We start from the raw sequence: 12,579 nt of genomic DNA on the forward strand, positions 1-12,579 counted from the left end.
GGTTAATTGTTGGGGTGGCGTTGATATCGTTCAGCTCTGCCTTTATGGCTTTACTCACGCCCGTTGAACAGCGTGGTGTTAATACCTTGGCAGTATCGACGGTGATCGCAGCGTTGCTTTTTCTGATGTGGCTAGCACGTATTTTGTATTACCGCTGTGCCGTGCATAACGGTCGTTTTTACCAGCAATTGGTCGAGTATGAGCAACAGCTCTGGTGGCAGCAGCATCAGCAAGTAATTGGGCTACACGATATTGTGTTGCTCGGCCCTTCAGGGACTGAGCCGCAGCATTGGTCCCGGCTGCTGCTGCGTGAACATCGTTCACCGCAACCAGTGACGGAATCGACTGGTCGAGCACTGCGATTGCCGCAGATCGTTACTAAAGACTCAGGCACACGTGAAGCCCAGTTAGCGAGTTTATTGGTGCTGCAGTGGCGAAAACAGCGGCCTGATGCACTGGCATTACCTCCCAGACTTTTTTACTGGCTGGGATCGCCTGGAGCCTGGCAAGCATTTACGCAGCAAGCATCTGTTACGTTTCCTGAGCTATTACTGCCCGAACAGCCAGAGAACTGGTTGGGGGAAGCCTCGTTAGCAACGGTCATCGAGAAGATAAACAATGCAACGGTGGATCAAACCATTCTTATTGCGGGTTGTGCATCACAACCCGCAATAAGCAAAGATCTGCCCGCCGGAGAAGCGGCTGTGCTGTGGTTGGTGGGGCGGGAGGGCGTGGTGCAGTTAAATCGTGGTGAAATTTGCGATTCATCCACGCTGGCCAATGCCTGTCAACGCGCGCTTGAACAGAGCGAGATAAGCGAGCCACCTGACGCCTGTCTGCTTTTCACGCTTCCTGAGGATGAGCTTCCTTACCTCAATGGCTGGAATCTGACACATCATGTGCAGGACGCTAACTGGGGAATAACGGGAAATATGGCAGCGTTAATTCTCATGTCACTCGCCGCACTCAATACGCAACAACAAGGAAAGCCCAGCGCCTGGATTGCACGCGATCTGACCGCTGGTTACACCACGGGAATTGTTAAAACTTATGGATAAGGATCAAAAGCCTTCAGTCACCTCGCCGTTGGCAACCGCAGCCCTTTTTTTTATTTTCGTAACTTTATTCGACATTGTCGGTAGCGGACTCTGGTGGTGGCTCTCTTTACAACTGACCACCGAGTGGGAACGGCTGCGCCCAATGCTATTGATCAGTTTTCTTGTCTGGATAATCACAGGCAGCCTGGCCGTCATCGTGGTGATGTGCTGGCGGTTATGGATAAAACGATCTGTTACGTTGCAACCCTTTGCATCCCCAAAAAGCACAACCGATAGCAGCACGCAGAGCACGCTGTTGGAACTGTGTCAGCATCTTAAGGCACGTTACGGCTGGTTATGGCGGCGGAAAGTACGCATGTTACTAATCACCGGCGATGAGGCCGCTGTTGAAGCCCTCATTCCGGGACTCATTCATCAGCAGTGGCTGGAAGGCGCTGGCGTAGTACTGATTTATGGCGCCAGCCTTGGTGCTGAACTGAACACAACCACGGTTCAACTCCTGCGCAAGCTGCGCCGCAGTCGCCCATTGGACGGCATTGTTCTGGTGCACGGTTCCGATACTGCTCTCACACCACAAAAAAGCGATGCAGCGATGCGCTCGCTGGAGAAGATTGCCACCGCGCTGCGCTGGCGTGCGCCGGTGTGGATCTGGCAGCTCGGTCATAGTGACTGGCCGCAGCCAGAGCGTGAAAACAACGCAGTAGGCGCAGTGTTTCCGGCGAAAGCGCAGCCGGAAGATATAGCTCAACAGCTGGAAAGCCTGGTCACTCCGTTACGTGAACGCGGTCTGGCGCAGGTCGCTCACAACATCAGCCACGACTGGCTGCTGCGTCTGTCGCATCAGCTTGCCAGCGGTGAAAGTCAGGCCTGGCAGCAGCGCTTAGCGCCGTGGCTGGACCCGGCGCGTCGCAGTTTACTGCGTGGTCTGGTGTTCAGCCTGCCGGAAGCAAAGCCTGCGCTGGACAGCGTGCATCCTCAGGCATTATCCGACAGTGCGCTCTGGCAGGGAATCGCGTCAGACCGCGCCAGAGGCTGTCGCACCGGGCTGCCTTGGCAGCAGACGCTGGCCTGGTCGTTGATGAGCCTGATGCTGCTCGGCGGTGCAGGCATGCTGGCGTCTGCGCTGTTCAACCGCCATGAGATTGTCAGCGCGGCGGATAAAGCTGAGGTACTGGTGAATTCAACCAAGGTTGATGATGCGCAGCTGATTGCGCTGCATGGCCTGCGTAACGATCTCGGGCAGCAGCAGCACTGGCTACAGCACGGCGCGCCCTGGTATCAGCGCTTCGGCATTAACCATACGCAGCAGTTGCATGATGCGATGTTGCCGTGGTACGGCGTCGCAGCGCAGCGGCTGATCCATGAACCGGCGCGCATCGCACTTGAAGAGAGGCTGACTTATCTGGCCGGCCTGCCTGCCGCCAGCCCGCAGCGCGCCACGCTGGCGCAGCCGGGTTATAAGCAGTTAAAGGCCTGGCTGATGATGGCGCGCCCGGAGCGCGCTGAACCGGCATTTTATGCGCAGACCATGGCGACCGTTCAGTCGGAATATCCCGGCATTTCAACGTCGTTGTGGCAGACGCTGGCCCCGGATTTGTGGGCATTCTATGCCGCGTCGTTGCCGTCGCAGCCGGGTTGGCGCATCAAACCCAATGCGTCGCTGCTGAGTCAGGTACGCCAGGTGCTGCTGCTGCAGACCGGCCAGCGCAACGCCGAGATGACGCTATATCAAAACGTCCTGCGCGACGTGCGCCGCAACTACACCGATCTGACGCTGGAAGATATGACGCCGGGCACCGATATGCACCGGCTGTTCAGCAGTGACGACAAAATTCCGGGCGTGTTTACGCGCAAGGCGTGGGAAGGCGGCGTGCGCCAGGAGATTGAGAAAGCGGCCAACACCCGGCGCGATGAAATCGACTGGGTGCTCAGCGACACTCGCAGCGCCGTGCCGCAGGAGATTTCCCCGGAAGCACTGAAGGCCCGGTTAACCCAACGCTATTTCAGTGACTTTGCCGCCAGCTGGCTCAACTTCCTCAATGGCATCCGGCTTAACCCTGCGCAGAATATTGCCGACGTCACGGACCAGCTGACGCTAATGAGCGACGTGCGTCAGTCACCGCTGATTGCGTTAATGAACACGCTGGCGTGGCAGGGCCAGACCGGCCAGCAGCGCGAGGCGCTGTCAGACACGCTAATCAATTCAGCCAAAGACCTGATCGGTCAGAAAGACAAGCCAGTGATCAGCCAGAAAGCCACCGGCCCCGAAGGTCCGCTGGATGTGACCTTCGGCCCGCTGCTGGCGCTGACCGGCAAAAACAGCGGCTCTCAGCTGATGGCCGCCGACAGCAGCCTGACGCTGCAAACCTATCTAACCCGTATCACCCGCGTGCGCCTGCGCCTGCAGCAGGTTGCCGCCGCACCGGATCCGCAGGAGATGCTACAAACCCTGGCGCAGACGGTTTTCCAGGGCAAGAGCGTTGACCTTACTGATACGCAGCAATACGGCAGCCTGATGGCGGCCAGCCTCGGCGAAGAGTGGAGCGGCTTTGGCCAGACGATGTTCGTCCAGCCGCTGACGCAGGCGTGGGAAACCATCCTGCAGCCATCGGCGGTGAGCCTGAATGCGCAGTGGCAGCGCTCCATCGTGGAAAACTGGCGCACTGCGTTCGACGGGCGCTATCCATTTGCCGCCGGGCAAAGCGACGCGTCGCTGCCGATGCTGGCGGAGTTTATCCGCCGCGATGCCGGACGTATCGACAGCTTTCTCAGCAGCCGTCTCGGTGGCGTGTTGCAAAAAGAGGGCAGCAGCTGGGTGCCGGATGCGGCTCACAGCCAGGGATTAACCTTCAATCCTGTCTTCCTCAAGGCGGTTAACCAGCTGCGCGAGCTCTCCGATATTCTGTTTACCGACGGCACGCAGGGCATCAGCTTTGAATTGCAGGGCCGCGCCGCGCCAGAGGTGATTGAAACCCAGCTGATGCTTGATGGTCAGCCGCTGCGGTATTTCAATCAGATGGCGACCTGGCAGGCGATGCGCTGGCCGGGCGACAGCCTGAAGCCGGGCACGCTACTGACCTGGAGCGGCGTGAAAAGCAGCGCGCAGATATACGGCGATTATCCCGGCACCTGGGGCTTTATCCGCTGGCTGGAGGAGGGGAAACGTGAGCGCCTCGATCGCAGCCGCTGGCTGCTGAGTTTCACCACGCCGGATAAGCGCACGCTGACGTGGGTGCTACGCACCCAGATGCGCGACGGTCCGCTGGCGCTGCTGCGCCTGCGGGGTTTTACGCTGCCGACGGAAATTTTCAGCGTGGATGCGGCCAGTGCCTCCGAGGCAATGGCCCCGCGTGAAACAAGCACGGATGACTTCATCACCAATATGGACGGAGCAGAATAATGACCGCGATGATAGAACTTGTTCGCGCCTGCAGCGTGGATGAATCCACATTGAGAAGCCAGGCGCGGCAACACTGCAGCGACTGGGCGCGCTGGCTGGAACCGATCAGTCAAGCGTTGCCCGCCGGAGACGATCCGGCTTACGACGATCAGTTTATGCAGATCCGCGAAGAGGTGAATAAGCTTTCCGGGTTTGATACTGACGCCATCGCCCGCCTGTCGGAATCGCTGCTGACAACCGTGAGCAAGGATATCCGGGTGATCACTTTTTACGCGTGGGCGCGCCTGCATCAGGACGGCGAGCAGGGGCTGGCGGAAGGACTGGAACTGCTGGCAGCCGCGCTGCATCAGTTTGGTGGAAAGCTGCATCCGCAGCGCAGCCGCAGTCGCCAGGGCGCGCTGGCCTGGCTCGGCAGCGCCAGAATGCTCGACAGCCTGACGCTGTGGCCGGAAGCCGATATCGCGCGGGTTTGTCGTATCAGCGGCGCACTGCTGCTGATTGAAGATGCGCTCAGTGAAGATGAGCGTAACGGACTTCAGCCGCTGTTGCGTGCGCTGGAGCTGCGACTGGCGCAGAACGGCGGAGCCAGCGCCATGGTGCCACTTAACAGCCCGACGCATGCGGACGTAGATGATTCAGCCCTTGCCGCACTCGCGCCGGTCAACTCCGGCGAAACGCTGAAGGCGCAGGCAAAAGTGCTGGCAAACTACCTGCGCGAGCAGCCCGGCGGCTGGCTTTCCGCGCACCATCTGATGAAAAGCGTGCGCTGGGATACCATCCTCAATCTTCCCGCGCTCGGACCCGGCGGCAATACGCGTTTGCCACCGCCGAAACCCGATCATCGTGCACACCTCAAGCGCCTGTATCTGCAGCAAAGCTGGACGGAGCTGCTGGAACTGACCGACTCGCTGTTTGCGCAGGCCATCAATCACGTGTGGTTCGATCTGCAGTGGTACGCCTGTGAAGCGCTGAATCGTCAGGACAAGGGCGCGGCGCTGGCGAACATTGTGCAGCAGGATTTGCATGGGCTACTGTCAAGGTTGCCGGGACTGGAAACGCTCTGCTATTCAGACGGCACGCCGTTTGCCGATGAGGTGACCCGCAGCTGGATCGCGCAGAAAGTGATGGGCGATATACGCTTAACGGACAGTGATACGCCGTTTGCCGGGCCGGACAACGACATTCTGTCACTGGAAAGTGAAGCGGTGGAAAAAGCGGAAACAGAGAGCGTCGAAGCTGCGCTTGCCTGGCTGCAGATGCGTCCAGGCTCCAGCAATACGAAAGATCAGTGGCTGCTGCGCCTGCTGATGGCGCGAGTATGCGAGCAGTTTGGTAAGAGCGAAATGGCACTGCATCTGCTGGATGAACTTAACCAGCATGCCGGCACACTGACGCTTGCGCAGTGGGAACCAACCTTATTATTCGAAGTGCGCGCCCGGCGGCTGAAGCTGCTGCGTGCCAGGGCTGCGCGTAGTGAAAGTGAACGCACGCGCATTCAGCCGGAAATGGACGCGCTGTTGTCCGGCCTTATCACGCTTGACCCGCTCAGGGCCGCAATCCTCTGCAGCTGACTTCTGCTTTTCAACTTCCTGTCGCCTGATTCTCTCCGGCGGCACATTACTTAGTGAATACCATGGACGATTTAACCCTGCGTTATTACGACGCTGAAATGCGCTACCTGCAGGAAGCGGGCGAAGAGTTCGCCCGCGCCCACCCTGAACAGGCGGCGATGCTCAATCTCGACAAAGCCGGTGCCCGCGATCCCTACGTTGAACGATTGTTCGAAGGCTTTGCCTTTATGGTCGGCCGGCTGCGGGAAAAGCTCGACGATGACCTGCCGGAACTCACCGAAGGGCTGGTGAGCCTGCTGTGGCCGCACTATCTGCGCACTATCCCGTCGATGTCGGTGGTGGAGTTCACGCCCGACTGGCGCGAGATGAAGGAGCCGATGCGCCTCGCGCGTGGCTTTGAAGTGATCTCTCGGCCGGTCGGTGAAAAAGGCACACGCTGCCGTTACACCACCACGCGCGCCGTGCAGGTGCTGCCGCTGGCGCTGGAATCGGCAAAGCTGTCAACCGATGCCGCCGGACGCTCGGTGATCCGCCTGCGCTTTAACGGTGGGGCACTGGCCGACTGGAGTCGCATTGATGTCAGCCACATTCCGCTCTATCTCAATGCCGATGCGCCGCTGGCCTGCGCGCTGCACGAAGCATTAACGCTTAACGCCGCCAGCATTACACTGCGTTTGCCAGGCGAAACCGACAGCCGCCGCTTTGACGGCCACTTCAGCGCGCAGGGTTTCAGCGAGAAAGATCGGCTGTGGCCGGGCGATGAGGGCAGCTTCAGTGGTTATCAGCTATTGCTGGAATACTTTACCTTCCGCGAAAAATTCATGGCGGTGAATCTGCGCGGGCTGGAGCAGGTGGCGCTGCCCGCATCGCTGCCGTGGTTTGAACTCGACGTGGTGCTGGCCCAGCGCTGGGAGCATGATTTCCAGTTCAGCGAAAAGCATCTGCGCCTCAACGCCGTGCCGGTCATCAACCTGTTCGCGATGGAGTCCGATCCTTTGATGATCAACGGATTACAGACCGAATATATGCTGCGACCGATGCGCGTGCAGGACGGACATACCGAAATTTATTCGGTAGATTCAGTAATTTCATCGAAAGGTCTGCCGTATGTGCCATTCAGCAGCTTCCGCCACAAAGGTGGGATGCTGCGTCATGAAGCGCCGGAACATTACTATCACACGCGCGTGCGGCGCGGGCCTTCCGGGCTGCACGAAACCTGGATGATCCTCGGCGGCGAAGCCTTTGATAATCACAGCCTGCCGGAGAACGAAAGCCTGTCGGTAAGCGTCACCGGCACCAACGGCCAGCTGCCGCGTCGCGCGCTGCAGAGCACGCTGCTGGATACCGCGGTGAGCAGCACCGACGTGGCGATGCAGGTGCACAACCTGTGCGCGCCGACGCTGCCATGCTATCCGCCCAATCGTGACCGCTTTCACTGGCGTGTGCTGAGCCATCTCGGTTCCAGCTTCCTGTGGATGATGGATAACGCCGAGGTGCTGCGCGGCACGCTGGCGCTGTATGACTGGACGCACAGCGAAATGAACCGCCGTCGTCTGGAGGCGATTCTGCACGTTTGCCACAAAGAGACCGAACGCTTTGAGCAGGGCTATCTGTTGCGCGGCGTGCAGATTGAAATCACCCTCGACAGCAGCGGCTTTGCTGGCCGTGGTGATATCTGTTTGTTTGGCGAGATGCTTAGCCGCTTCTTCGCGCTGTATACCGATATCCACCTGTTTAACCGTCTGATTTTAATCCTGCAGCCAACCGGAGAGCGCCTCGAATGGGAAGAGAAGCACAACCGCCGCATCTCCGGCTGACGCCACGGCTGGAGCAGGAGCTGACGCGGCTGAACTTTTACCGCTTCTGCCAGTTGATAGAGCATCAACACAAAGATAAGCCGCCACTGGGCAGCACTAACAAACCGGAAAACGACGCGGTGCGGCTGCTGCCACATCCCGGCATGGGGTTTCCGGCTGGCGAGCTGAAAGCGGTCGAGTACAGCGACAGCGATGATGCTGCGCCGCCGGTAGTGCGCACCACTTTTCTCGGATTGTACGGCGTCGATTCACCGCTGCCGGGCGCATATGTCGATGACATCACGCAGCGCGATGAAGGTCATGAAGCGCTGCAGGGATTTCTGGATATTTTTAACCATCGTATTCTGACGCAGTTTTATCGTATCTGGCGCAAATACTCGTATCCGGCAACCTTCGAAGCGGGCGGCAGCGATAAAACCTCGCAGTCGCTACTTGGGCTGGTGGGGCTGGGTATTCCGGGAACCGGCAGGCATATCGCCACCCCGGTTTCGCGCTTTCTGGCGCTGCTGGGCGTCATGCGCCAGCCGGGCAGAACGGAAGAGGGCATTCGCGCGCTGGTGCGTTTACTGGCGCCCGGCACTTCGGTTCGCGTGCAGCCGCACTGTCTGCGCCCGGTGCGAGTCAACCATCCGCTGGAATGCGAGTTCGTACTCGACGGCAATGCGCCGCTGGGCGATGAAGCAATGGATGCCAACAGCCAGTTGCTGATTGAACTGCAAACTTCCTGCGCGGATGAAGCACGACGCTGGCTTCCAGACGGCCAGCTTTATCAGGATTTTTTGGCTTTGCTGCGAGTTTATCTTGGCTGGCGTTACCGGGCACGCATCCGGCTACGGCTGGATACGCATTTATTAGCAGCGCCGGCGCTAGGAGAGACACCTTTCTGGCTCGGCATGATTGGCGTGCTGGGTGCTGAAGAAGCGAATTGCCCTCCCGATATCCCCCAAACGTTTACCACTGAGCTAGGCAGTTATTCAGGTTTGAGCTCGGCCGAAATTTACAAGGAAAAACAACGTGTTATTTACTACTTTGATTAAAACTCGTTACGCGATGGTGTGTAGTGCAGTACTACTGATCTCTGGCTGTGGTTTGCAGCAGAAGGTGAGTGACGGAAGCGCGGCAGCATTTGATGCAATTTTTTACAAGCAGATTAAAACGCTGCATCTTGATTTTGCCGCCCGCGAAAGTCTCAACAGCGACAGGCGCGAGCATAATCCGCTGTCCCAGCCGGTAATGGTGCGCGTATTTCAGTTGAGCGAACGTAAAGCTTTTGACGGTGCGGTGTATCAACAGCTAACCGGAGATGTGAAGAACGTACTTAACGGTGAGGTTCTGGCCGATCGTGATGTGGTGATAACCCCCGGTGGGGATGTGGCGCTGAATATGCCGATGGAAAAAGAGAGTCGCTTTATTGCGGTGGTTGCGCTGTTTCAGCAGCCGGATATGGCCAAAAATAACTGGCGGCTGGTGCTGGAACGTAATGATTTAGATCCGGACAGGGCGCGCGTCATTGAATTAAGCAGCAACAGCTTGAGCCTTGTAGAGAAGAAATCATGAGTGCTGGTCACCATCAGCCTTCGCTGTATGAGTTGCTAAAAGGGGGCTTTGCTGGAGGACTAGAGTTGCATCAGGTGAATGAGCGGGATCAGGTGATTATGTCCGTGCTCGACAACATGCAGCGCATCCTCAATACCCGCGCTGGATCGCTATCGCATATTCCTGATTACGGGCTGCCGGACATGACACGTATCCTGCAGGGGATGCCCGGCACCGCACATCAGTTGCTGTTTACACTCTCAGCAGTGCTGCTGAAATACGAACCTCGTCTGAAACGTATTGATGTAGTTTTACTTGAACAAAAGATCCCCGGCGAACTGCGCTATGCTATTGACGCTGAACTGAAAGACGTTGGCCTGGTGCGCTTCGGAACAGAGTTTATGCCCGAAGGCCGGGTGATGATTCGCCATATGAAACAACAGCAGTATCTGGATATTCGCACTCCCCTCTGAAATCATTTTTTCGCCTGCCATTCAGGCGTAACGGAACTCAGCAATGAACACATCTCAATCACGCCAACTGAAGACGGGCGGCGACCCTCGCTGTTTCAAAGAATACGCCGCGCTTCGCCACGAAATGCAGAAGTTATCTCATCCAGCACGACCTGACGTTAACTGGCGGCTTGCCTCTGATTTATGTTTGACACTGTTCGAACAAAACGGCGTGGAGTTGCAGACCGCCACCTGGTATACCGTCTCCCGCGCTCACCTCGCGGGCATTGATGGCATGCGCGAAGGACTGGCGGTGCTGGTGGCATTGCTGACCCGGCAGTGGCCAATACTTTGGCCGCAGCCAGTTCAAACGCGGATTAAGTTACTGGCGTCGTTGAGTCGGCGCTTGCAGCAATATTTGCGCAGCCAGACGCTAACGCAGAATGATTTAACCGCGCTGAATCAGGTTGCCAGTTTGCTTAATACAGCCGGTGATCATCTGCAGCGTCTGGATCTACGGCAGAGCAGCCAGCTGGATAGGCTATTGGATCGTATCCGCAACGCGGTAGCTGCTCTGGAGCGTGGTGATGTGGTGCAACAGAATGGCGCCGCAGCAAATCAACATGAACATTCGGCGTTGGCTGTGCCAATGGGGGGCTGGGTTTATGTGGCAACGGCCGAGAGCACGGTATCGGAAAGGCGTCGATTGTGGCGTCGGGCTTTTTTCGCCGGTATCGGCTCAGCGCTGCTGGTTGTCGCAACGCTGTCTGCCGCATGTTATTTCGTTCGCGATCCCGCTTTTAAGCGTGAGCTTTTGGCATCAGTGGCGCCACTATCTCCGTTGCTGGATGCTGCATCTGTACAGAAATTGAAGGAACGTGCGCCCGGCTGGCTCAACGACGATGACTGGCTGAATCTTACACAGCAGCAGTTGGATGAGCTTTTAGCAGCATCCCCTGCATGGCAGCTAGAGCGCGGCAGTGCGCTGGTTCTGCAGGCGAACCAACTGCTGCCAAATGGCGTTGATGCGGCGGCCATGAGAACGCGCTGGAATCAGCAACTGCTCGCAGCCTCGTTGCCAGCGGAAAACATGGTTGGCTGGCAGCAGGGTATGGATCAGCTTAAAGCCCTGGCGCAGCGGTTAGATGAGGTGGACGAAAAAGGCGGCAGATATCTGACCGTCAGCGAGCTGAAAACCGCTGTCTACGGTATCTCGCAGGCACTGAGTCACACCGTGCCAGTAGAGGAGCAGTTACGTCAGCTAAAACAGTTGATTGACCAGAATGATGATGCCGCGCAGGGTAATGTGAAACCGGTGGAGATGCACCTGAATCAGCTGATTGCCTCTTATCATTTACTGACCCTGCCGCAACATCAGTAATGCTTTCTGAACATGCGACATTTACGTCGAGTAATATTTTAGCTTGGATTGAATAACAGTAGCGCGCATGCAACGGTCATGCTGTGCGCAATTTTTGCTTCGCGCTATGAAATAAAAATCCACGCAAGCGCGTGGATTTAATGTTTTCCTGTCGTTGCCATGAGGTTTAATAAAACCTCATGAGACAACACATTTTATTTAGACGTTAAATAAGAAGTTCATCACGTCGCCATCTTTGACGATGTACTCTTTACCTTCGGAACGCATCTTGCCGGCCTCTTTCGCGCCTTGTTCACCTTTATAAGCCACAAAGTCTTCAAAGGCGATAGTCTGTGCGCGGATAAAGCCTTTCTCAAAATCGGTGTGGATTTTACCGGCCGCCTGTGGCGCTGTAGCGCCTACCGGAATGGTCCATGCACGCACTTCTTTCACGCCAGCGGTGAAATAGGTTTGCAGGTTCAGCAGCGCATAACCGGCGCGGATCACGCGGTTCAGACCCGGTTCTTCCAGACCCAACTCCGCCATGAACTCGTCACGTTCATCATCTTCCAACTCGGCGATGTCAGACTCAACGGCAGCACACACCGGAACGACGACAGAACCTTCGGCTTCGGCAATGGCACGTACCTGATCGAGGTACGGATTGTTTTCGAAACCGTCTTCGTTGACGTTAGCGATATACATGGTCGGTTTCAGCGTCAGGAAACTGAGGTAGCGGATGGCCGCTTTCTCGTCTGCATCCAGCTTCAGCGCACGCAGCATGCCAGCTTCAGACAGATGCGGCAGGCATTTTTCCAACGCAGCCAGTTCAGCTTTGGCATCTTTGTCGCCGCCTTTGGCTTTCTTCTGGCAACGCTGAATGGCACGTTCGCAGGTGTCGAGATCCGACAGCGCTAGCTCGGTGTTGATCACGTCAATATCTTCCGCCGGGTTAACTTTGCCCGCAACGTGGATGATGTTGTCGTTCTCGAAGCAGCGCACCACGTGGCCAATGGCTTCAGTTTCACGGATATTAGTCAGGAACTGGTTACCCAGGCCTTCACCTTTGGATGCGCCCTTTACCAGACCGGCGATATCAACAAATTCCATGGTGGTTGGCACCACACGCTGTGGTTTAACGATTTCGCTCAGCTGATCGAGGCGCAGATCGGGCATTGGTACTACACCAGTGTTTGGCTCGATGGTGCAGAACGGAAAGTTGGCTGCTTCGATACCCGCTTTGGTCAGCGCGTTGAACAGGGTGGATTTACCGACGTTCGGCAGGCCCACAATACCGCATTTAAATCCCATGGTCTGATTACCTTTATCACTGAGTGCGCAGCGCTGCTCATTAGCGCCGACAGATTCAAAAAATTTCGCGCATT

At 57.1% G+C, this 12,579-nt stretch carries 9 protein-coding genes; 8 read left to right on the forward strand and 1 reads right to left on the reverse strand.

The annotated features are described in order from the left end of the window. The first annotated feature begins 44 nt into the window (after window positions 1-44). The 8 genes from AAGR08_RS07670 to AAGR08_RS07705 all read left to right on the forward strand — a co-directional run bounded on the left by AAGR08_RS07670 (window position 45) and on the right by AAGR08_RS07705 (window position 11,215). Window positions 45-1,058: a hypothetical protein gene (locus AAGR08_RS07670; RefSeq protein ID WP_345829383.1), complete on the forward strand. Its 1,014-nt coding sequence runs from the start codon at window positions 45-47 to the stop codon at window positions 1,056-1,058. Next, the gene (locus AAGR08_RS07675; protein ID WP_345829385.1) at window positions 1,051-4,458 is read left to right on the forward strand and encodes an ImcF-related family protein; all 3,408 of its coding nucleotides are present in this window, start codon (window positions 1,051-1,053) and stop codon (window positions 4,456-4,458) included. The genes AAGR08_RS07670 and AAGR08_RS07675 overlap by 8 nt, the downstream gene beginning before the upstream one ends. Next, window positions 4,458-6,029: a type VI secretion system protein TssA gene (gene tssA, locus AAGR08_RS07680; protein WP_345829387.1), complete on the forward strand. Its 1,572-nt coding sequence runs from the start codon at window positions 4,458-4,460 to the stop codon at window positions 6,027-6,029. Before AAGR08_RS07675 ends, tssA begins: the two co-directional genes overlap by 1 nt. A gap of 62 nt (window positions 6,030-6,091) precedes the next feature. Next, entirely contained in the window at window positions 6,092-7,846 is a 1,755-nt protein-coding gene (tssF, locus tag AAGR08_RS07685) for a type VI secretion system baseplate subunit TssF (protein ID WP_345829389.1), read from the forward strand. Next, on the forward strand, window positions 7,810-8,883 hold the full coding sequence (tssG, locus tag AAGR08_RS07690) for a type VI secretion system baseplate subunit TssG (RefSeq protein ID WP_097097020.1): 1,074 nt from the start codon (window positions 7,810-7,812) through the stop codon (window positions 8,881-8,883). The genes tssF and tssG overlap by 37 nt, the downstream gene beginning before the upstream one ends. 13 nt (window positions 8,884-8,896) lie before the next feature. Next, entirely contained in the window at window positions 8,897-9,403 is a 507-nt protein-coding gene (tssJ, locus tag AAGR08_RS07695) for a type VI secretion system lipoprotein TssJ (RefSeq protein ID WP_097097696.1), read from the forward strand. Then, window positions 9,400-9,855, forward strand: a complete 456-nt coding sequence (gene tssE / locus AAGR08_RS07700; RefSeq protein ID WP_097097021.1) for a type VI secretion system baseplate subunit TssE — start codon at window positions 9,400-9,402, stop codon at window positions 9,853-9,855. The genes tssJ and tssE overlap by 4 nt, the downstream gene beginning before the upstream one ends. Window positions 9,856-9,898: 43 nt before the next feature. Further along, the gene (locus tag AAGR08_RS07705) at window positions 9,899-11,215 is read left to right on the forward strand and encodes a VasL domain-containing protein (RefSeq protein ID WP_345829392.1); all 1,317 of its coding nucleotides are present in this window, start codon (window positions 9,899-9,901) and stop codon (window positions 11,213-11,215) included. Between the two features lie 198 nt (window positions 11,216-11,413). Here AAGR08_RS07705 and ychF read toward each other — a convergent pair whose 3' ends face one another. Next, window positions 11,414-12,505 (reverse strand): redox-regulated ATPase YchF, encoded by a 1,092-nt coding sequence (ychF, locus tag AAGR08_RS07710; RefSeq protein ID WP_097097023.1) that lies wholly within the window; start codon window positions 12,503-12,505, stop codon window positions 11,414-11,416. Between the last annotated feature and the right edge of the window lie 74 nt (window positions 12,506-12,579).

Origin of the sequence: Pantoea sp. BRR-3P (assembly GCF_039621635.1) — a bacterium.
Taxonomy (GTDB): Bacteria; Pseudomonadota; Gammaproteobacteria; order Enterobacterales; family Enterobacteriaceae; genus Pantoea; species Pantoea floridensis.

Coding starts and splice junctions, on each gene's coding strand:
- tssJ (WP_097097696.1), top strand. CDS start 8,897: ATGGTGTGTAGTGCAGTACTACTGATCTCTGGCTGTGGTTTGCAGCAG.
- AAGR08_RS07670 (WP_345829383.1), top strand. CDS start 45: ATGGCTTTACTCACGCCCGTTGAACAGCGTGGTGTTAATACCTTGGCA.
- AAGR08_RS07675 (WP_345829385.1), top strand. CDS start 1,051: ATGGATAAGGATCAAAAGCCTTCAGTCACCTCGCCGTTGGCAACCGCA.
- tssF (WP_345829389.1), top strand. CDS start 6,092: ATGGACGATTTAACCCTGCGTTATTACGACGCTGAAATGCGCTACCTG.
- tssA (WP_345829387.1), top strand. CDS start 4,458: ATGACCGCGATGATAGAACTTGTTCGCGCCTGCAGCGTGGATGAATCC.
- AAGR08_RS07705 (WP_345829392.1), top strand. CDS start 9,899: ATGAACACATCTCAATCACGCCAACTGAAGACGGGCGGCGACCCTCGC.
- tssG (WP_097097020.1), top strand. CDS start 7,810: ATGGGAAGAGAAGCACAACCGCCGCATCTCCGGCTGACGCCACGGCTG.
- tssE (WP_097097021.1), top strand. CDS start 9,400: ATGAGTGCTGGTCACCATCAGCCTTCGCTGTATGAGTTGCTAAAAGGG.
- ychF (WP_097097023.1), bottom strand. CDS start 12,505: ATGGGATTTAAATGCGGTATTGTGGGCCTGCCGAACGTCGGTAAATCC.